The 21,440-nt window shown below is 36.3% G+C and carries 22 protein-coding genes; 14 read left to right on the forward strand and 8 right to left on the reverse strand.

The genetic code is table 11. The features are described from left to right. The first annotated feature begins 99 nt into the window (after positions 1 to 99). Positions 100 to 1,245 (forward strand): fused response regulator/phosphatase, encoded by a 1,146-nt coding sequence (locus tag MKX57_RS23625; RefSeq protein ID WP_008177860.1) that lies wholly within the window; start codon positions 100 to 102, stop codon positions 1,243 to 1,245. A gap of 45 nt (positions 1,246 to 1,290) precedes the next feature. Here the strand turns inward: MKX57_RS23625 and MKX57_RS23630 are convergent, their stop codons facing one another. Together MKX57_RS23630 and MKX57_RS23635 are read right to left on the reverse strand one after the other, a co-directional pair. Next, positions 1,291 to 2,145 carry a protein-glutamate O-methyltransferase CheR gene (locus tag MKX57_RS23630; RefSeq protein ID WP_089986426.1) on the reverse strand — a complete coding sequence of 285 codons (855 nt, stop codon included), beginning with the start codon at positions 2,143 to 2,145 and terminating at the stop codon, positions 1,291 to 1,293. A 2-nt stretch (positions 2,146 to 2,147) separates the two neighbouring features. Beyond that, on the reverse strand, positions 2,148 to 4,895 hold the full coding sequence (locus tag MKX57_RS23635) for an ATP-binding protein (RefSeq protein WP_107922765.1): 2,748 nt from the start codon (positions 4,893 to 4,895) through the stop codon (positions 2,148 to 2,150). Positions 4,896 to 5,065: 170 nt separating this feature from the next. On the opposite strand from MKX57_RS23635, the gene MKX57_RS23640 reads away from it, so the two are divergent. From MKX57_RS23640 to MKX57_RS23675, 8 genes are all read left to right on the forward strand, one after another. Beyond that, complete coding sequence (locus MKX57_RS23640) at positions 5,066 to 6,256, forward strand: M14 family metallopeptidase (RefSeq protein ID WP_089986428.1); 1,191 nt, start codon at positions 5,066 to 5,068, stop codon at positions 6,254 to 6,256. 150 nt (positions 6,257 to 6,406) lie between these two features. Further along, positions 6,407 to 6,736: a PadR family transcriptional regulator gene (locus tag MKX57_RS23645; protein ID WP_008177869.1), complete on the forward strand. Its 330-nt coding sequence runs from the start codon at positions 6,407 to 6,409 to the stop codon at positions 6,734 to 6,736. Beyond that, entirely contained in the window at positions 6,733 to 7,140 is a 408-nt protein-coding gene (locus MKX57_RS23650; RefSeq protein ID WP_008177870.1) for a permease prefix domain 1-containing protein, read from the forward strand. The genes MKX57_RS23645 and MKX57_RS23650 overlap by 4 nt, the downstream gene beginning before the upstream one ends. A 2-nt stretch (positions 7,141 to 7,142) precedes the next feature. Further along, positions 7,143 to 7,799, forward strand: a complete 657-nt coding sequence (locus MKX57_RS23655) for a hypothetical protein (RefSeq protein ID WP_008177871.1) — start codon at positions 7,143 to 7,145, stop codon at positions 7,797 to 7,799. Between the two features lie 16 nt (positions 7,800 to 7,815). Further along, on the forward strand, positions 7,816 to 8,847 hold the full coding sequence (locus MKX57_RS23660) for an alpha/beta hydrolase (RefSeq protein WP_342550659.1): 1,032 nt from the start codon (positions 7,816 to 7,818) through the stop codon (positions 8,845 to 8,847). 92 nt (positions 8,848 to 8,939) lie between these two features. Then, entirely contained in the window at positions 8,940 to 9,347 is a 408-nt protein-coding gene (locus MKX57_RS23665) for a MarR family transcriptional regulator (RefSeq protein ID WP_342551143.1), read from the forward strand. 130 nt (positions 9,348 to 9,477) lie between these two features. Continuing rightward, on the forward strand, positions 9,478 to 10,137 hold the full coding sequence (locus MKX57_RS23670) for a hypothetical protein (RefSeq protein WP_089986430.1): 660 nt from the start codon (positions 9,478 to 9,480) through the stop codon (positions 10,135 to 10,137). Continuing rightward, the gene (locus MKX57_RS23675; protein ID WP_089986431.1) at positions 10,134 to 10,415 is read left to right on the forward strand and encodes a hypothetical protein; all 282 of its coding nucleotides are present in this window, start codon (positions 10,134 to 10,136) and stop codon (positions 10,413 to 10,415) included. The genes MKX57_RS23670 and MKX57_RS23675 overlap by 4 nt, the downstream gene beginning before the upstream one ends. Positions 10,416 to 10,525: 110 nt before the next feature. On the opposite strand, the gene MKX57_RS23680 is transcribed toward MKX57_RS23675, so the two are convergent. From MKX57_RS23680 to MKX57_RS23695, 4 genes are all read right to left on the reverse strand, one after another. After that, positions 10,526 to 11,602: an ankyrin repeat domain-containing protein gene (locus MKX57_RS23680; RefSeq protein WP_089986432.1), complete on the reverse strand. Its 1,077-nt coding sequence runs from the start codon at positions 11,600 to 11,602 to the stop codon at positions 10,526 to 10,528. A gap of 213 nt (positions 11,603 to 11,815) precedes the next feature. Beyond that, positions 11,816 to 13,297 carry a malate dehydrogenase (quinone) gene (gene mqo, locus MKX57_RS23685; RefSeq protein WP_342550660.1) on the reverse strand — a complete coding sequence of 494 codons (1,482 nt, stop codon included), beginning with the start codon at positions 13,295 to 13,297 and terminating at the stop codon, positions 11,816 to 11,818. 377 nt (positions 13,298 to 13,674) lie between these two features. Continuing rightward, complete coding sequence (locus tag MKX57_RS23690; protein WP_342550661.1) at positions 13,675 to 14,448, reverse strand: nucleotidyltransferase domain-containing protein; 774 nt, start codon at positions 14,446 to 14,448, stop codon at positions 13,675 to 13,677. Between the two features lie 155 nt (positions 14,449 to 14,603). Further along, complete coding sequence (locus MKX57_RS23695) at positions 14,604 to 14,753, reverse strand: hypothetical protein (protein WP_237068916.1); 150 nt, start codon at positions 14,751 to 14,753, stop codon at positions 14,604 to 14,606. Positions 14,754 to 14,904: 151 nt separating this feature from the next. On the opposite strand from MKX57_RS23695, the gene MKX57_RS23700 reads away from it, so the two are divergent. After that, on the forward strand, positions 14,905 to 15,396 hold the full coding sequence (locus MKX57_RS23700) for a hypothetical protein (RefSeq protein WP_008177884.1): 492 nt from the start codon (positions 14,905 to 14,907) through the stop codon (positions 15,394 to 15,396). Positions 15,397 to 15,450: 54 nt separating this feature from the next. On the opposite strand, the gene MKX57_RS23705 is transcribed toward MKX57_RS23700, so the two are convergent. Together MKX57_RS23705 and MKX57_RS23710 are read right to left on the reverse strand one after the other, a co-directional pair. Beyond that, positions 15,451 to 15,729, reverse strand: coding sequence for a hypothetical protein (locus MKX57_RS23705; protein WP_089986434.1), 279 nt, complete (start codon positions 15,727 to 15,729; stop codon positions 15,451 to 15,453). A 176-nt stretch (positions 15,730 to 15,905) separates the two neighbouring features. Further along, entirely contained in the window at positions 15,906 to 16,115 is a 210-nt protein-coding gene (locus tag MKX57_RS23710) for a hypothetical protein (RefSeq protein WP_342550662.1), read from the reverse strand. Between the two features lie 244 nt (positions 16,116 to 16,359). Between MKX57_RS23710 and MKX57_RS23715 the strand changes: the two genes are divergently transcribed. The 4 genes from MKX57_RS23715 to gnd are packed head-to-tail and all read left to right on the forward strand — an operon-like array spanning position 16,360 to position 21,415. After that, the gene (locus tag MKX57_RS23715; protein WP_008177887.1) at positions 16,360 to 17,091 is read left to right on the forward strand and encodes a GntR family transcriptional regulator; all 732 of its coding nucleotides are present in this window, start codon (positions 16,360 to 16,362) and stop codon (positions 17,089 to 17,091) included. Beyond that, positions 17,084 to 18,625 carry a gluconokinase gene (gene gntK, locus MKX57_RS23720; protein WP_008177888.1) on the forward strand — a complete coding sequence of 514 codons (1,542 nt, stop codon included), beginning with the start codon at positions 17,084 to 17,086 and terminating at the stop codon, positions 18,623 to 18,625. The genes MKX57_RS23715 and gntK overlap by 8 nt, the downstream gene beginning before the upstream one ends. A 15-nt stretch (positions 18,626 to 18,640) precedes the next feature. Beyond that, the gene (locus MKX57_RS23725; RefSeq protein ID WP_089986435.1) at positions 18,641 to 19,987 is read left to right on the forward strand and encodes a GntP family permease; all 1,347 of its coding nucleotides are present in this window, start codon (positions 18,641 to 18,643) and stop codon (positions 19,985 to 19,987) included. A gap of 27 nt (positions 19,988 to 20,014) precedes the next feature. Next, positions 20,015 to 21,415: a decarboxylating NADP(+)-dependent phosphogluconate dehydrogenase gene (gnd, locus tag MKX57_RS23730; RefSeq protein ID WP_090002660.1), complete on the forward strand. Its 1,401-nt coding sequence runs from the start codon at positions 20,015 to 20,017 to the stop codon at positions 21,413 to 21,415. Positions 21,416 to 21,440: the final 25 nt, after the last annotated feature.

Below are 21,440 nucleotides of genomic sequence, written 5' to 3' on the forward strand. Positions count from 1 at the left end.
CCTTTCTCCTCTAATGTTTTGTATAATAATAAAGTTGGAAGTAATTTATATACACGAATAATAATCTGCACAATTCAATTAGAGTAAGGGGAAATAACTATGACCATTCTTCTAGTAGATGACAATCAAGTCAATTTATTTGTCATTGAAAAAATACTGAAAAATGCAGGTTATGAGCACTGTGTTTCTCTTTCATCTGCTAATGAGCTATTTGATTATTTACAATTAAATGAACCAAATCCAACAGGAAGCTCAGTTGATTTAATTTTATTGGATATTATGATGCCTGAAGTAGATGGTATAGAGGCCTGCAAACGTATTAAACAAATTGAAAGATTGAGAGATATTCAAATTATCTTTGTTACAGCGCTCGAAGATAAAAACAAACTCGCAGAAGCATTAGATATCGGGGGCGTAGATTATATTACAAAACCGATTAATAAAACGGAATTGCTTGCTAGAATACGAGTTGCCCTACGTTTAAAAGCTGAATTAGATTGGCACACTCAACATGAAAAAAAAATACAATACGAATTGGATTTAGCTACTCATGTGCAAAGAAGCCTGCTTAGTCCACCGTTAAATGAAAAGGATATTCGTCTAGAAGTCTCTTACCTACCATCCTCTAACTTGGCAGGTGATATGTACTATTGGCATAAAATAGATGATCATCGTTATGCCATTATTTTATTGGACATGATGGGCCATGGTATATCTGCAGCGCTAGTTTGTATGTTTATCTCCTCGGTTTTAAGAGAGGCTGTTAAACAATTAAACGACCCTGAACTTGTTATTAAAGAACTGAATCGTTATATGACCCTGTTGCAAGATGGCAAGGATGAAAATCTTTATTATTTCACAGCGATTTATTTAGTGATTGATACGAAACAAAAAACAATCGAATACATAAATGCTGGTCATCCTGCGGGGTACGCATTAATTGATGAGGAAACTTGTGTTCCATTAAATCAAGGTAGCTGTGCAGTCGGCTTTTTCGATGAAATTAATGTCAAAAAACAATATATACAATACGAAAAAAATGTACAAATTGTTATGTTTACAGATGGTGTCTTAGAGGCAATGGGACCTTGTGAAATAGAATCAGAAAAGCATTTGCAAACGCTAACATCCTCTAAATGGGACTATGCTCAACCCCTCATCGACAACCTATTACCTAAGGACAAACAAAACAATCAACCGGATGATATGTGTGTCTTAATGATCCAAGCCCGTGCTGCTGATTAAATAAAAAGAAAGAGGCTACCTCCATCCTAGGTAGCCTCTTTCTCTTTAATCTATTTTTTGATAAATCCTTTCATTCCCAACAACTTCCCTATAATTCGAAATAACCTCTTCAAAGCGCAATGTTTCCTTATCGCCTAAACATAAAAACCCCTTGTCACTTAGGCTTTCATAAAACAAATGATGGACCTGACTTTGCAGCTGAGGTGAAAAATAAATAAGGACATTTCTACATAAAACAACATGAAATTCATTAAATGATTGATCTGTCACTAGGTTATGCTGGGCAAAAATAATATTCTTCAATAATGTTGGATGGAAATAAGCATATTGATAATCTGTCTTATAGTATTCCGAAAAAGCATGGGCTCCTCCTGCAAGCATATAGTTTTTCGTATATGCCTGCATTTTATGAATTGGAAAGACACCCTTCTTCGCCTTTTCTAATACTTGCTCATTCATATCTGTTGCATAAATTACAGCCTTGTCTATAAGCCCTTCCTCTTGAAGCAAGATGGCCATAGAATAAACTTCCTCACCAGTTGCGCAGCCAGCATGCCAAATCCGGATTTCTTGGTATTCTCGTAAGGCGGGGATCACTTTTTCACGAAATGCCTTAAAAAAACTAGGGTTGCGGAACATTTCCGTGACATTGATTGAAAAATCATTTAACAGCTGCTCTAAAAATTCCTGCTCATGAATAACCTTTTCCTGAACACGAGAAATGGTTGGAATGCTATTTATTCTCATCCTATTAAAAATTCGACGTGAAATGGAAGAACGGTTATATTGCCGAAAATCATAACCTGATAAACGATAAATAGCCTCTAATAACAAATCAATTTCTAAATTTGTTTGCTTATTCAATTGTATATTTTGCTCCAATGGCTCAAAATGTTCCATCTTTATAAACTCCCTTTAGAAACTAACCATACTCTTAAAACGGATATTAATTGATCTAAATTTAATGGTTTACTAATATAATCAGATGCACCAGCTTGCAATGATTTATCACGATCATTCTTCATAGCCTTCGCCGTCAGAGCGATAATCGGTAGATCTGTCCGCTTCATTTGTTGGCGAATAATAGTCATTGCTTCATAACCATCCATATTCGGCATCATAATATCCATAAGCACTAAATCAATCTCATGATGAGCTTGCAAAACCTCTAAACATTCCAGTCCATCTTTAGCCACTAAAATGTTCATACCTCTTGTTTCAAGTGCCGTTTTCAAGGCATAAATATTACGGTTATCATCGTCGACGATTAAAATATTTTTCCCTTGGAAAACCTCTACCTCATGTTTTAAAGCTTCCCTATTATCCTGCGCCGGCTCTTCTCTAGGTGCCTCTTCCTCCATTGTCACAGCTACCTCATTTAAAGCAGCAAGCTTATCGCAATGATCTTCTTCAACTCCATTTGGTAAGCTTGGAATCGTTAACGTAAAGATACTACCTTGTCCCTCTTCACTTTGCAGTGTAATCCAACCACCGAGTAGTTTCGCAAACTCCTTACAAATTGAAAGACCCAGTCCTGTTCCACCATATTTTCGAACAGTAGCCCCATCTGCTTGCTGGAATGACTCAAAGATCAATTGATGCTTGTCTTTTGGAATTCCTATACCGGTATCTGAAACAGTAATTTCTAGCCAATCAGCGCTAATATCTTGCATATTGCTTGTAAGCTGGCTCTGTGCAAGCTGGTTAATGGCTAAAGTTACAGATCCATGTTCCGTAAACTTAAAGGCATTTGATAATAAGTTCTTTACTATTTGCTGGAATCTCTTTTCATCTGTATAGAATACATCGACAACATTATCTGCCTTTGAAATATGGAAATCTATATTTTTCTTCATTGCGACAGGTGCAAAAGTATGCTCAATTTGAACAGGTACTTCGCTCACATTTACTTCATTAAAAATGATATCTAGCTTCCCTGCCTCCACTTTTGATAAATCTAAAATATCATTAATCAACGCAAGCAAATCCTCACCTGATGAATGGATTACCTTCGCAAATTCAGCTTCCTCATCTGTTAAGTGGTCTTGGTTATTTTCTGCGAGCATCTCTGACAAAATTAATATGCTATTTAAAGGCGTTCTAAGTTCATGTGACATATTCGCTAAAAACTCCGATTTATAATTAGAATTAAGTATAAGCTGTTCTGCACTTTCCTCTAATTCCTGCTTCGCCTTCTCTAGCTCGCGTGATTTGGTCTCTGCCTCTTTCGTTCGCTCTTCAAGCTGCTCGTTAATCATCGTCAGCTCTTCTGTCTGCATTTGTAATTCCTCAGATTGTGTTTGAAGTTCTTCTGATTGAACTTGTAACTCCTCGGTCATCGCTCTTGATTCATTCAATAATCGAACAATTTCCATCCGCCCTAATACACCGTTGACGGTTAAGCCAAAGGTTTCAGTAACCTGCTTCATTAGCTCCTGCTGTAATGCATTAAATTTTGTCATTGTAGCTAACTCAACAACGGCAATGACTTCATTTTCAAAAATAACAGGAATCAATAAAATATGTTGTGGTCTTATTTCACCTAGCCCTGTTCTAATTAAACGATAATCTTGCGGAATATTATCATAAAATAACACTCTTTTTTCTAATGCACATTGACCAATTAAACCTTGTCCTACCTTAAAGCTCTCCCTACCGACACCATCTTCTCCGTCAGCAAAAGCAGCCTTTTTCATAAATAGTACTTGTTCCTCTGCCTCTTCCCGAACATAGAATGCTCCAAGAGATGCCTCAGTTTTCTGTGCCATTTCTGATAGGAAAGTTTCAGCCAATTTCGTAATAGCTGAAATACCTTGATATTTTGTTACGATATCAGCAATATTCGTTTGTAACCATTCTCTCTTCTCGACCGATTCCAATAATAGATTGGTCGCATCGGCGAGCTCATTAATTTCATCATTTGTATTAACATGTATCCTTCTTTTAAAATCGCCCTTCGTAGCAGCCATTTCCTGAATCGTTTGTGTGACCTCTGTTATAGTTTTTACAATGGAACGAGAAATTCCACTTGCTATGACAATAGCAATTACAGAAACAAAAATTAAAATCCCAAATAGACCACTAGTTAATTGACTATTTTGTTTGTCTAACTGAGCAGCCTTTGCTTGTGTGTAAGTATTTTCAGTTGCACGGAATGCATCGAATAATTTGCGCATCTTCTCCATATCTTGGCGTCCATTATCCACTTTAAAAAATTCCGTTAATGCTTTTGTATTCCCGTCCTTTTTATATTGAATAGTTGGTCCACCCGTTGTTTCAATCCAATGCTCGATCGTTTCCTCAATCTCTTTTAATTTTTCCTGCTGGGTTGGTTTATCTTTCATTTGCTGATAAAGATCATTAAAATCTATTTTCCAGTTTTCCGCTCCATTATCATACGGCTCCAGATAACTAGGTTCACCCGTAATAATAAACGCTCGCTGACTTGATTCCATATCCAATATATATTTTTCAATATCATTGGTTAAAGTTTTCACATTAGAGTCGTACTTAATAATAAAATTTCTTTCCTTTTGCAAAGAAGTAATTTGATTATTTAGGATGATCACTGATGCAAGTAAGCAAAGTATAATGATGATATAACCTAATGTAATCTTGGAGCGTATACCCAATTTAAATTTATTTAACATTTGGTTTTCCTACCTTTACCTTTCTTGTACTCTATTTTTGTTATAAATGTGACTAGAATATTAACTTAAACTCTCCTATAAAGAAATTTTGCAGCCTGCGCATTAATAAGTCTTAGTTTCTCACATATACATTTTATATTGAACCATTTTTAATTAAGGAGAGAATGCATGTGGACATATTCGTAAGGCCAGGAGATTCCCTTTGGCATTTCAGTGAAGTGTTTAAAATACCTCTTCCACTCATTTTAGATTCCAATCCCAATATAAATCCTCAATTTTTAAGAGTCGGGCAACGCGTTCGTATTCCTGGATTTGTGACCATTGACTATCAAGTAAAACAAGGGGATTCTCTTTGGCAAATTGCACAAAGATATAATCTCACACTTGTTGCCTTATTACTCGTAAACCCAGGTGTTAATCCAAGTCAATTACAAATTGGCCAGATGATTCACATACCTCAACGCATAACATGGCGCTTAATTGACGGTAAGCAAAATTATACGTACAACATCATGATGAATGATATTCAAAGGCTCGTTAACGCCTATCCATTTCTTCGCAATTCTATCATTGGTAGCTCTGTGTTAGGTAAGGAATTACCCGAGCTATTAATTGGTAATGGAGCTAAACGTGTTCACTATAATGGCTCCTTCCATGCAAATGAATGGATTACCACACCTATTATTCTAACATTTTTAAATGACTATTTGCTCGCTCTCACGAACCAAAATAATATGAATGGACTTTCTTTATTCCCTCTTTATCAGCAAACGACCCTATCCGTAGTACCAATGGTGAATCCTGATGGCGTCAATTTAGTCATACAAGGCCCCCCAAATGATGAATCATTAAAAAATCAACTTATCTCATGGAATAATGGTAGCTCTGATTTTTCTGGCTGGAAAGCAAACATCCATGGTGTTGATTTAAATGACCAGTTTCCTGCTGAATGGGAATTAGAAAGCGCCCGTAACCCGAAAACTCCTGGGCCTAGAGATTATGGCGGAGAAAAACCTTTGTCTGAGCCTGAGGCCATTGCAATGGCAGATTTGACCAAGCAGCGTGATTTTGCTAGAGTACTAGCCTTTCATACACAGGGCCGCGTTATTTATTGGGGCTTTGAAAATCTTGAACCACCTGAATCAGAGGTGCTTGTGAATGAGTTTAGTCGAGTGAGTGGCTATGAACCCATACAATCTGCTGGGAGCTATGCAGGCTATAAAGATTGGTTTATCCAAGATTGGCGTAGGCCAGGTTTTACCGTTGAATTAGGAAGTGGCACAAACCCTCTACCGATAAGTCAATTTGATGATATTTATGAGGAAGCTAAGGGAATCTTTCTTGCAGGATTATATATGTAGAACAATATGATCGATAACTCCACTCGCTATACAGCGAATGGAGTTCTTTTTTCGAGCTCTAAAAAAAGAAAATAAATTACTTTGACAGGCAGAGTAATGTTTGCTAATATTACTCTGACAGATAGAGCAATAAAATGAAGTAGGTGACTTATGGTTCGCAGTGATATTATCCGAGGACACTTGGATTCGATTATTTTACGGCTCATTTCAGAAAAAGACCGCTATGGCTATGAAATTTCTCAGGAAATAAGTCTCCGTACAAATAATCGATTTCAGATTAAAGAAGCAACTTTGTATGCTGTTTTTCAACGTCTTGAGAAAAAAGAAATTATTGAAGCCTATTATGGAGATGTTTCACATGGTGGCAAAAGAAAGTATTACCGCATTACCTCATTAGGAAAGGCCTATTTAAATGAGTTAGTGAAAGAATGGTCGGAAGTAAAAGAAATTATTGATTTATTTATGGAGGGCGTCGAATGAAGAGAATAAAAAACCATATTGATGAGCTGTTTAAGGATATTCCTCACAACAATGAAACGGAAATGGTTAAACAAGAAATTATTGAAAACCTTGAAGAGAAAGTATTTTATTTGATGGACCAAGGAAAGGAACAAGAGGATGCCATCAATAAAGCAATTGTAGAGTTTGGAGACATAGAAGATTTAAAAAAAGAACTGGGCGTTAAGGTGCCTGCTAAGAAAAATATGGCTAAATTAAATTTAGAATTCTCTCTTTGGGGTAGTGGCTTAATTATTGCATTCTTTATATTTATTAATCTTTATTACACACCACAAACAATTTGGGCAATCTATCCAATCTTCGCCATCCTTTGGTGGCCATTGTCTATGTACTTTGTATGGTCTCGTAAGAGATGGGGTGAATAAACATGAAGAATTTTATTAACTTCTCACTAGCTGGGAGCATCATGACAATGATTTTTTTAGGTATCGTCAATTTCACGACATCGTCCCAAACAATGTGGTTTATCTATCCTTGCCTACTGCTATTGCTTTGGCCAATTACGATCATCTGTATGTATAAAAGAATGTATAAACAATATTCAATTATTTGTAGTACGGTGATTATCGTGTTTCTTATTATAGAAAACTATATTTACACACCAGATCATCTATGGTTCATTTACGCCATTTACCCTATTCTCTGGTGGCCAATTCTGATGTACTTAGATGAAAAAGCAAAAACGCTAAAAGTCGCACTGATCGGCTGTGCTTCTACTATTATTTATTATGCTTTAGTAAACATCATTTTATCACCTCAATACCCTTGGGCAATCTATCCTGCATTTTTAGTTATGTGGTGGCCCCTAGCTTTATACCATGCTCAACGAAAAACATTTGTGGCTTTCTCCGTCACTGCTACATTATTAATAAGTATCTTTTTTATCATCGTCAATATTGTTTCTTCCCCAGGAGTTATATGGGCAATCTACCCTATTTTTGTTACGCTTTGGTGGCCTCTGAGTATGTATTTCTATGTGTATAAAAGAAGAATGTATCAAGGAACATTCGCGAAACGCATGTAAGGAAGGAAGGAATACGATGAAGACATATATTCATTTTATTAAATATTTTATTATAGTCATTGTACTTTTACTCGTATTGATGCTTCTCTTCCCAACGTGGACCTCCTCCTTAAAAGGCTCTAACAGCATTAGCGTTTTAGAGCAAGTCGAAATTAATGGCACTGGTCATGAAATGATGATCCGTGGTTATGACAAAGAAAACCCTGTTATTATTTTTGTTCATGGCGGACCTGGTTGCTCTGAAATACCCTATGCAGAAAAATACCAACATTTACTAGAAACTGAGTTTACTGTGGTCCATTATGATCAGCGAGCTAGTGGGAAGTCCTATCATTTTTTCGAGGACTATTCTAATCTCTCTTCAGATTTGCTTGTGGAGGATTTATTGGCACTGACTGATTATATAGCGAAACGACTAGACAAAGAAAAAGTCATCTTAATTGGTCATTCCTATGGCACATATATTGCTACACAAGCAGCCGCTAACGCCCCTGAAAAATATGAAGCTTATATTGGGGTAGGACAAATGAGCAATACAATCGAAAGTGAGATCGATAGTTTAAATTTCACTATCCATCAGGCCCAACTGCAAGGTAACAAGGAAGATGTTGTACATTTACAACAGTTAGCTAATGAAATTAAGGCTGGTACAATGTTTACGCCTCGAAATTATGTCAATAAATATGGTGGTGCTACTAGATTAATTGATAATCCTGATGGAAATATGCTAGGGATGCTATTCAGCAAAGAATATAATTTATTAGATATTATCCGTTACAACTATGGCTTATCCTTGTCTCAAGAAGCTTTATTAAAAGAGGTCATGCAGCACCCCCTACCAGCAAAGGTCCAAAAGCTTGATTTACCCTTCTATTTTTTAATGGGCAACTATGATTATCAAACATCCTCACAAGCAGCCAAAAATTACTTCGACCAAATTAGCGCAGAGAAAAAAGAATTTATAGCTTACGAGCAATCTGCACACTATCCACAATTCGAAGAAAAGGAAAAATTCTTTGAATGGATGCACGCAACTTTTAAACAATAAATGCTTATTTCTTTAGAGGTATAGTATTCTTGGAAAGATATATTCACTTGCTATATAATTCAATTATTAAATATTTTAACGGACGTGATTATATGGCTGACAGTCTACTTAATGTAGAAATCATTATGAAAGAAATGCTAGAAATACAACAAAAATCGAAAATGTTTGTAGACCTTTTATCTGAAGGAGAAGCGTTATCGCAAAACCAGCTAATCCTACTTCTACAACTTAAAATAAATAACGGTATGAAAGCGACAGAAATTGCAGATTTTTTTAGTGTGACACCTGGAGCTGTAACCTCTATGTGCGATAAACTGGAAAAACTAGCGCTCATACAACGGATAAGAGAAAATAATGATCGTCGTGTGGTCAAAATGGTTTTAACAAGTACTGGTGATGAAAAGGTCCAAGAAATCTTTTTAAAATTTCCCCAAGAAAAACTTATAGACATGGCCACTATTTTAAGCGAAGTAAACAAGCTAATGAATAAAATCTTTTAGGATTTCAATAAACTTGAAATCCTTTTTTTATTGGTTAGTTCTTGACAAATGGAAGTCGCATATAATTTAATTAATATATATTTTAATAATTAAAATATATATTAATTAAATTATAATGAGGTGACTTTTTATGTTTCAAAACCTTCGTACCCTTACCCTAACAAATGGTCGTATTAAAAATCTAGATGCTGATTACGAGCAATTAAATATCCGAGGAGCTGTAGCAATCCAACAAGAAGTACGTCTAAAAAAGGTATCTACTCATGGCCATAGTTCCTTTTATTTCCCTGTTATCGTCCAATCCTTTACTAGTACAGGTTCTTGTACTTTAAAGGATTATTGCGAAATGGAGGAGCTAATGAATGCGGGTAACATAAAAATACGTAGTGGTCATATTCAAAAGATTAATAGCTCTGGAAAATTGGTAGCTGAAGAGAAATTACAGTGCGAGAAGCTCGATGCTATTGGAATTGTAAAAGCTGCAGAAATAACGGCTGAGCATTTTCACTTAAAATTGTCAGGAGAGAGTGAAATTCACCTGTTATCCGCTGAAAATATTTTTGTGGAAAAGGATAGGGTCACACTACTTTCATTTTTGAAGAAAAAATTAAGTTGCCATACTATTAGCGGCAAACACTTGAAACTAGCCTATACCAAAGCAAAAATTGTGGAAGGTGATTTTGTTACAGTTGGAGAAAATTGTCATATTGAAACACTGTACTATTCAGATGACTATACTATTGCTTCTAACGCAAAGGTGCAGCACATTATACGGAGGGAAAAAGAGTGATATTGCTAAAATGGCTACAAGCTTTTTTTGGCTCATTAGCACTAGTTGTATTGTCCGTATTGTACGCTGGCTTATTGTTAAGTGGCATTCTTTCCCTATTAGCTGGCTTTTTAAGAACATTTGGATTTCATCAAATTAAGATGAACGTTTGGTATGGTGTAGAATTACCCGTTACATTAAGCATTCCTCTAGCATTGCTAGTAGCCATACTGCTATTCTTTTGTGCAAGGTATGTCAAACGTTCTATAGCTTTTTGCTTCTCGAAAATCAGAAATTAATATGGAAGAGCGTTAAAGGAATAGTACTTTAACGCTCTTCTACTAGCTTATTTTGTATGACTTGACCGCTTATCATGAAATAGGGAACGCACGAAGTAAATTTTACTGTATTATGAGAGTTCCCCTTCAAGAAATTGAATGAGATACATTTCTGGCCTAGCGCGGAAATCTGTAAAACTACTTAAATCTGCATATACCTCATGCTCCAAATCGTAACAACCTACCTGTCCCTTTGGGTTCCATACTAATTGCAAATCAGAGTACTGATCGATAGTAGCTGAAATACGGAGCAGTTTTTGACCGCCAACTTTCATCTCAATTGTTTCCGTCAGTTTGAAAAAATCGATGTATTGAATATTATAATTATTGACTGCAAGCTTAAGTTGTAATTGATCATCTGTCAGAAAATTGAGCAGCTCACTCGGTAATTTATATTTTTTTAATTCATATTTTTTATTTTCTATATGATGAAGCTCAGCAGGTTCTAACGCCTTCAAATATTGAGCTATCTCTATATTTTTTATACTTACTGCAATGTTGTACGCTCTTTCCCCATCCTTCTCTGTTAATGAAATATCAGCCCCCCGCTCAACTAAATACCTCACCATAGCTATATGACCCATACGTGTCGCAATCGTTAATGGTGTAGGCTCATACGGATAAACCATATCAGGCTTTTGATAATTAATATCTACCCCTTGATCAAGTAAATAGGTAACCATATTTTTGTCATAATTTGATACAGCCTGACGTAATACTGCCCCACCATATTGTTTTATATCAAGCCCAAGTTCATGAATGAGCGGGATATTTTTCTTATTACCATAGTAGGCCTGCGAGTAGGCACCAGATCCAACGCGATTATGTCCATCTAATTTTGCCCCATGTGAAACGATATAGCGGATTATATTCTCCTTACAATATCGAACAGCTCTTAAAAAAGAAGGATTTTGATCAACATTCAAATTAACATGATAGTCGATTAATAGCTTTACAACATCCAACTTTTGAGCGATCAATGCTAGATCTAAGGGACTTAATGATATGTGCTTACTTAAAATAATATCTTCTTCAATATCCCAGCCATTTACTTTTGCAACTTGTAATGCAGCTATATTACCAGTATAAATATGCATGGCAATTTCGGGCATTTCCTGAAATGTTCCAATATCTTTTAATTTAATCATCTAATGCTCGGCTCCCTTCCTATGCTTATAAAAAGTATAGAAAATAACATCCTATTAAACAACGGGGCATAATACTTACAATGAATACCAAACAATAAAATTTATATTAAAAAGGGAGCTTTTTATTGAAAATTTCCCAGGAAAAGATGACCATAAAAAAGCTCCTAATCGCAAATGGATTAAGAGCTTTTTAAACATCTATATAATTGATTTTTATTTCAAACGAAGTGCTTCATCTGTTGTTGCATTAATTTCTTTCAGAAGCTCTGGGTGTTCTGCTAATGATAAACCGTAAGAAGGAATCATTTCTTTAATTTTTGCTTCCCACTCTTTAATATGTTGAGGGAAACATTTATTAATAACTTCTAGCATTACATGTACAGCTGTAGAAGCACCTGGTGAAGCTCCAAGTAAAGCTGCAATTGATCCATCGGCTGCACTTACAACCTCTGTACCAAATTGAAGTGTTCCTTTACCGCCTGCTTCAGTGTCTTTAATAACTTGTACACGTTGACCCGCTACGATAATATCCCAATCATCACTCTTTGCATTTGGAATGAATTCACGTAATTCTTCCATACGTTGCTCTTTTGAAAGCATAAGTTGTTGGATTAGATATTTTGTTAATCCCATTTCTTTAACGCCTGCCGCTAATAAAGTTGTAATATTATGCGGTTTTACAGAGGCAAATAAATCCATGTTTGAACCTGTTTTTAAGAATTTCGGTGAGAAACCTGCAAATGGTCCAAATAGTAACGACTTCTTATTATCAATATAACGTGTATCTAGATGCGGAACTGACATTGGTGGAGCACCCACTTTTGCTTTTCCGTATACTTTTGCATGATGCTGTTCAGATACTTCTTGGTTATTACATGATAGGAATAAACCGCTAATTGGGAATCCACCAATATGTTTACCTTCAGGAATACCTGATTTTTGTAGTAATTCTAGGCTTCCTCCACCAGCTCCAAGGAAGACAAATTTTGCTGAATGATATTCCATTTTACAGCCGTCTAAATCATGCACACGTACTTCCCATGAACCATCACTAGCTTGTTTTAAACTTTCAACACTATGATTGTAGTTAACATCCACGTCATTTGCTTTTAAGTGGTCAATTAACATACGTGTTAAAGCACCAAAGTTAACATCTGTACCCGTGTCAATTTTTGTTGCAGCAATGTCTTCACCATCAGGACGATCTTCCATAATAAGTGGAATCCATTTTTTTAGTGTTTCAGGGTCATTTGAAAATTCCATTCCTTCAAATAAAGGATTTTGGATCATTGTCTCATGACGTTTTTTAAGAAACTCAACATTTTCTTTCCCTTGCACTAAACTCATATGTGGTAAAGGCATAATGAAGTCTTGTGGATTATTGATCAGCTTATTGTTTACAAGATAAGACCAAAATTGTCTTGAAACCTGGAACTGTTCATTAACATTAATCGCTTTTTTGATATCGATTGATCCGTCTTTTTTCTCTGAAGTGTAGTTCAGCTCACATAGTGCAGCATGTCCAGTCCCCGCATTGTTCAATTCGTGAGAACTTTCTTCTCCTGCTTTCTCAAGCTTTTCAAACACTGTAATTTTCCAATCTGGTGCTAATTCTTTGAGTATTGTTCCCAAAGTTGCACTCATGATTCCGGCACCAATTAAGATAACATCTGATTTTATTTGTCTGTTACTCATTTTTACCTTCCTTATATGTTAAGATTTGCAGAAAGGATGTAAGCACTCCTGCTTTAGAAGTACTGTAAGCCATGGAGCAACCTCGGAGCACACCATTTCTGTATCAATTATTACCTTATTGCAGTTTATCACAATTAGTTCAAGAATAAAATATCAACTATTTATATGAGAGTTATCAGCTTTTTTCGAGCCTTTATCATCATAATTCAAGCAAAAAACTCATTTTTTATTAGACACAAAACTAGGATATTTTAAGTTTTATGGAATAACGGACCTAAAAATGGTTGACATTTTCATAAAAAATATATTCTCTTTTATTATTATATCTGTATAGTAACATAAAAACTGACACGCGTCTCATATCAGAATGAGGCAGATTAACCTTCTATTGGGCTTTTTACATGCCAGCCATCTATACAAAAACCACCCATTTGTTTTAACACATAACTAACCAATGCCTCCAATGATTCCAACATCTGTTCAGTATTGCTCTCTTTCAGAGCATGCAGAAACATTTGTTTAAAGTACTCATCAGGAAAGGCTGACTTCATATACTTTTGCAGGTAGATAGGATCTACAAGATAGGCATGGATTTGATAAGTAGGAATCGTATCCACATTTAAAAACTGTCCATACTCCATAAACAAAGTCGCTAATGCATGATGATAAACAAAGATAAAGTCTCCTCTCTTTTGCTCATAACAGTCTTTTGTATTATCCAACATATCCCATAATCCATATTTTTTTAATTCTAGAACCGTTTTATTAATTGTTTCATAATTTTTCTCTTGCCATGCATATGCCTCTAATTTTAATTCATTTATTATTCCAGTATAATCAAATAAAATTTGCCCTGTTTGAAATTGTACCATCGACATTGTCCTATGTTTATTAAAATCATCTTGGAAATATCGCCGAATTTGACCTGGTGGATTAGCAAAGTATTCAATCAAAAAGCCATCAACTATTTGATTACCTCTTTCTCGCCATTTCACATCATTTGATAAAATAATATGTACATCTATATCAGATCGTTCGGAAGGATGTCCTGTAACATAACTCCCACATACTAACGCGCCAACTACTTCATCTCTGCCCTGCCAATCGTTCAAAAATGTTTCGAGTGCTTTTCTCCAATTTGCCAACGTCATCCATTTCCCCTCTTTATTATGTATTTCCTTCAAAACCTAGCAATCCCCCGACAATTGCTTTTGAATGATTGCTGCAACTTCCTATAAATAACGAATGTATTCAATAAAATCCTTCGAGAGTGTATTTCTTGAAGGATTTTGATATGGAGCCACTATTAAAATAGATCAGATAAAAAACTTTGCATGGATGTTGGCAAAAATTGATAGAATAATCCTTCATATTTGATATCGAGTATACCCGCAATGATCATTACAACAACTGCTACTGCTAAAAAGACTTTCTTATTTTTAGAAATCCACTTCAATAGATTCCACTCCTCTAACTTTATAGTAAACATATTTAAGTATAGATGAGGATCATGCAAAATAGTAATCCCTATTTATGTGTGTCACCTCAGTCTGCAATGCGACATAAATTAAATGAAGGAACAAGAATGATTTTAGAAGGGAATGGCTATGGTAAATTTTAAATCTTTTCGTGGTGTCATTACACAAATTAGTGATTTTCCCGTGGGGCAAAATGGGGACAGGGATGGTTGTTATAAAATGATGAGTGTGGAAGATGGTGTAGGCGGAGTTGTCAACTTTGTCATTTCTCCTTCTACTTATTTTGTGAATCAAGAAGTGGTTACGGCTGGTGAATGGGTCACTGGGTATTATGATGGGGATGCACCTGTACCTATGATTTATCCACCACAATATCGTGCATTAATTGTAGTTAAAGAAAATAACTTCCAAAACGTAAAGGTAGATTTTTTTAATCAACAATTGGTGAGTAGCGATGGGCAATTACAATTAAACCTGTCCCCTTCAATCGTTATGTCACTTAAAAATGGGCAACCTTTTACCAAAAGCCCTGCTAATCGAAACCTGATTGTTATGTATGGTCCTACTACTAGAAGTATACCTGCCCAAACTACCCCATATGAGATTATCGTTTGGTGTTAAGAAAAAGTTTGACGGCTTAAGTCCATCCACTTGAACTTAAGCCGTTTTTGTTTGCTACTGTCCAGACATATTTTCTTTCATTTCATGTAGCTGCTGCTTGATTTGCTCTAGATATTCTTTATTTTGCTGCACTGTATCCAAATGCTCGCCATATTGCTCTGCATTGAGACGTGCATTTTCTGCATGTTTGATTTGATCAAAGGCATGCTCGATAGCCATTTCCTCAGGGTGTGATTTCGCATGCTTTAACATACGATCCGCCTTTTGCACCGAGTTACTAAATAATGTACTTGGATGATCCTGCTTCCAACTTGTATCTGAGTGTTTTGCCAATCTACTCTCTTCCCTTCTTTAAAAAGTTTTCATTGTTCAAATGTAGTATTATGAAATGCTCAGAAAATATGTATGGAAAGTATATTAGATAACACAATATTTCCCAGGCTATAAGTGAAGAACTAAGGTATCTACCCTAGTTCTTCTCGATGTGTTGAATAGTTGTCAAATATAAACTAGTGCCACGCAGTACGCTCACTGACTGGTTGTTTGATACCTGTTTTTCCTTTAGTTTCAGCAAAATTATTAACCTGTGCTGAAGATGTATCAAGTTCAAATTCAGAACCAAACTCTTCCTGGAGCTTTTGTCGAGGTTGGTTTGTTATGCTTGCACTTCTCGTTTTATTTGCTTTAGCATCTTTACGATTTGTATTCATATTTGACATAACCATCCTCCACTAATTATTTGAGAAGCTTTTAAACATTCATGCGTTTTAAAACTTCTCACTGTAAAGTTTGTCCATGTAAAAAGAATGCATGTACAATAAATTTTTTATTTTTACGAAGATTATCGTGAAGGCTCTTTCCTCGACGTCTCATTGTTATTCCTTTTATGTCGCTTGCAATCTTATTTTCTTTCTGACTATAATACTTGTATACAAGTATACTGAAATTAAAAAAGGTGATATTATGAGCGAATCTAATGATTATTTATATCCTCAAAAATGGCTTTCTAAGGCTTCAACTGGCGATCGTGTAGCTTATGAGCTTAGAATGCGTATTATTTCAGGATTAATTGAAAGCGGTACCATTCTTTCTGAAAACAAATTAGCAGCCGATTTTGAAGTAAGTCGTTCACCCATTCGTGAAGCATTAAGGACATTGGCATCTGAGAACATCATTAGACTTGAGAAAATGGGCGCTGTTGTCATTGGTTTGTCAGAGAAGGAAATAGAAGAAATATATGATGTTCGTTTACTGATTGAGACATTTGTGTTTGAGCGCCTCATTAAAATGGATACAACTAACCTAGCGCTAGAACTTAGCAAAACATTAGAAATGATGAAGGTTGCCATAAAATATAATGATGCAGATGAATTTTCTTATCAGGATGTTATGTTCCATGAAGCTATTATTCGCTCCATTGGACATTCCTATATCGGTATGATCTGGAATAATTTAAAACCAGTAATGGAAGGATTAATACTACTATCCATGCGCATGCGCTTTATTGAAAAATACGATGATTTCACTCGTATTGTAAACAATCACGAGCTATATATAGATGCTATCCGAGCTAAAGATAGAAAGCTCATGATTAAATCTTTACATGACAATTTTGACGATGTTCAAGGGACTGTGGAGGACCTATGGAGGTCTCAGCAAATGCTATCTAAAGGGGTTGAGTCACAGGATGACTAACTATATGTTAGGTGTAGATATAGGGACTACTAGCACAAAAGCTGTATTATTCAGCGAGCAAGGCAAAGTTATTCAACAAGAAAATATTGGGTATCCACTATATACACCTGATATTTCGACAGCGGAGCAAAATCCAGAAGAGATTTTTCAGGCAGTACTGCAAGCAATGTCAAATATTATGAAAGTCCATTCGGGCAAACCATTATTATTTGTATCCTTTAGTAGTGCCATGCATAGTGTAATTGCGATAGACGAAAATGACCGACCGTTAACTCCTGTCATTACTTGGGCGGACAATCGTAGTGAAGCATGGGCACATAAAATTAAAGACGAATGGAACGGGCATGAGATTTATAAAAGAACGGGGACCCCAATTCATCCCATGTCCCCGCTAAGTAAAATTACATGGCTTGTAAAGGAACACCCTGAACTAGCTAGTAAAACAAAAAAATATATCGGCATTAAAGAATATATTTTTAAAAAGTTCTTCAATGAATATGTCGTGGATTATTCATTAGCCTCCTCTATGGGGATGATGAATCTTCACACTTTAGAATGGGATGAAGAGGCCTTAACGGTGGCTGGAATTACAAGTGCACAATTATCAACACTCGTACCAACAACTAAATATTTCACCGACTGTCACCCAATTTTAGCTGAGCAAATCGGCATTGATCCTCAAACACCTTTTGTGATCGGTGCAAGTGATGGTGTGCTTTCAAATTTAGGAGTTAACGCCATTAAGGAAGGCGAAATTGCCGTTACAATTGGGACAAGTGGTGCCATTCGTACGATTATTAATAAACCCAAAACAGATGTAAAAGGAAGAATTTTTTGTTATGCATTAACAGAAAACCATTGGGTTATTGGGGGCCCCGTAAACAATGGAGGCATGGTTCTTCGTTGGATTCGTGATGAGTTTGCCTCTTCTGAGATTGAAACCGCTAAAAGATTAGGCATTGATCCGTACGACGTGTTAACGAAAATTGCCGAGCGTGTAAGACCCGGTGCTGATGGATTACTCTTCCATCCCTATTTATCAGGGGAGCGCGCTCCTTTATGGAATCCAGATGTACGTGGTTCATTTTTTGGTTTAACCATGTCCCATAAAAAAGAGCATATGATACGAGCTGCTCTTGAAGGGGTTATCTACAATTTATATACCGTATACCTAGCCTTACTTGAATGTATGGAAAGTCCCGTTACACGTATTCAAGCAACAGGTGGTTTTTCACGATCAGAGATTTGGCGACAAATGATGGCTGATATTTTTGAATCAGAGGTAGTAGTACCTGAAAGCTATGAAAGTTCCTGTCTTGGTGCTTGTATTTTAGGCTTATATGCAATCGGCAAAATTGATTCCTTTGAAGTGGTTGCGGATATGATTGGTGACACTTATAAACATACCCCTTTAGAAGAGGCAGCTAAAGAATATAGACAGCTACTTCCTATTTTCATTCGTTTATCAAGGGTATTAGCAGACGATTATGCATCTATTGCTCAATATCAGAGGAGCTTAATAAAGCCCGACTAAAAAGGAGGAAAATATATGCCTTTAGTTATTGTAGGTATTGGTATTATTGCACTGTTAATTTTAATAATGGTCTTTAAATTAAATACGTTTATCTCTTTAATCATTGTTTCATTTGGTGTGGCTTTAGTTCTTGGAATACCTGTAGATAGTATTGTGAAAACGATTGAAGCAGGATTAGGTGGTACACTAGGTCACTTGGCATTAATATTTGGACTTGGCGCAATGCTAGGTAAATTAATAGCCGATTCAGGGGGCGCACAGCGCATTGCTATGACCCTTGTGAACAAATTTGGAGAAAAAAATATTCAGTGGGCCGTGGTAGCGGCATCCTTTATTATCGGAATTGCCCTTTTCTTTGAGGTAGGACTAGTACTATTAATACCTATTGTTTTCGCTATTTCAAGACAATTGAAGGTATCTATTTTGTATCTAGGTATTCCGATGACAGCCGCTTTATCGGTTACACATGGATTTTTACCCCCACATCCAGGCCCTACAGTGATTGCAGGTGAATATGGGGCAAACATTGGGGAAGTATTGCTTTATGGTTTTATTATCGCCATTCCAACTGTAATTATAGCTGGGCCATTATTTACAAAGGTAGCTAAAAGATTAGTGCCTGAATCATTCAATAAAACTGGGAATATTGCCTCTTTAGGAGAGCAAAAAACCTTTGAGTTGGAGGATACTCCTAGCTTTGGCATCAGTGTTTTCACTGCATTGTTACCCGTTATTTTAATGTCCATCGCTACTATAATTACACTGCTACAAAAAACAATAGGCTTCGAGGATAACAGCTTATTAGCCGGAATCCGCTTCATCGGAGAGGCTGGTACCGCCATGTTAATTTCCTTATTAGTAGCCGTTTATACGATGGGTATAGCAAGAAAAATTCCAATTAAGCAAGTAATGGAATCCTGTACAACAGCAATCTCACATATTGGCATGATGCTGTTGATTATTGGTGGTGGCGGTGCCTTCAAACAAGTATTAATCGATGGGGGCGTCGGTGATTATGTAGCTGAGCTATTCCATGGAACTACCTTATCACCCATTCTATTAGCATGGATCATTGCTGCTATTTTACGTATTTCATTGGGATCAGCTACGGTTGCCGCTTTAACAACAGCTGGGCTAGTAATCCCTATGTTAGGCCAACATGATGTGAACCTTGCATTGGTGGTTCTTGCGACAGGTGCGGGAAGCTTAATTGCTTCACATGTTAATGATGCTGGATTTTGGATGTTTAAAGAATATTTCGGATTAAGTATGAAAGAAACGTTTGCTACATGGACGTTGCTAGAAACCATTGTATCTGTAGCTGGTTTAGGATTTATTTTATTACTTAGTTTATTTGTTTAAAAAATAGACAAGAAGGAGCGAGCATAAATGTTAAATACAATAGGCGTTATTGGTTTAGGTGTTATGGGCAGTAATATCGCCTTAAACATGGCTAATAAGGGCGAGCAAGTAGCAGTTTATAACTATACACGCGATCTAACGGACAAACTTCTACAAAAGGTCGAAGGACAAGCGCTTACTCCTTACTATGAAATAGAAGATTTTGTGCAATCTTTAGAAAAGCCAAGAAAGATCTTTTTAATGGTGACTGCTGGTAAAGCCATTGATTCAGTCATTGATTCCTTAGTGCCTTTCCTTGAAACAGGCGATGTTATTATGGACGGCGGTAACTCTCACTATCAAGATACCGAGCGTAGACATGATGGACTGATGGCTCGAGGTATCGGCTATTTAGGCATTGGCATTTCAGGTGGTGAGGTTGGAGCTTTGACAGGTCCTTCTATCATGCCTGGTGGCGATCGTGAGGTCTACGAAAAAGCGGCTCCTATTCTTACGAAAATAGCAGCGCAATTTAAGGGCACTTCATGCTGCACGTATATGGGGCCTAAAGGGGCAGGCCATTTTGTCAAAATGGTCCACAATGGTATCGAGTACGCTGATATGCAGCTTATTGCCGAGGCCTATACATTTTTAAGAAATAATGTTGGATTGTCTGTTGAGGAGATCGCTGAAATCTTTGAAACATGGAATGAAGGTGAATTAAAAAGCTATTTAATTGAAATTACAGCTGAAATTTTACGAAAAAAAGATGATGTCACAGGCTTACCTCTGATCGATATGATTCTTGATAAAGCTGGTCAAAAAGGAACTGGCAAATGGACGAGTATGCAATCCATCGATAATGGTATTCCTACTTCAATTATTACAGAGGCTTTATTCGCTCGCTATATTTCATCATTAAAAGAAGAACGAGTTCGTGCAGAAGTAGTATTAGCAGGTCCCAGCAGTACTCAGCCAAATCTCGATAAAGATATGTGGGTAGAATATGTCAGACAAGCCCTCTATATGGGGAAAATCTGTGCCTATGCACAAGGCTTTACGCAATATAAAATGACTTCAGAGCTCTATAATTGGAACTTACCATTAAAGGATATTGCGCTCATTTTCCGTAGTGGCTGCATTATACGTGCAGAGTTTTTAAATGTTATAAGCGATGCTTATGAGAAACAACCTACACTCGCTAACCTATTAATCGATCCTTACTTTGCAGAAAAAACAAAGGATTATCAAAGTGGATTGAGAAAAATTGTGTGTGAAGGTATACAGGCAGGTAATGCATTCCCATGCTTAAGTGCATCGCTCACATATTATGATAGCTATCGAACTGGTTCATCTAATGCTAATCTGCTACAGGCACAGCGCGATTATTTTGGTGCTCATACATATGAGCGAACTGATTTAGCAGGTTTTTTTCACACAGATTGGTAAGTAAAAAGCTAAAATATACATCATT

It is taken from the genome of Lysinibacillus sp. FSL M8-0216, from assembly GCF_038595555.1.
Lineage (GTDB): Bacteria > Bacillota > Bacilli > Bacillales_A > Planococcaceae > Lysinibacillus > Lysinibacillus fusiformis.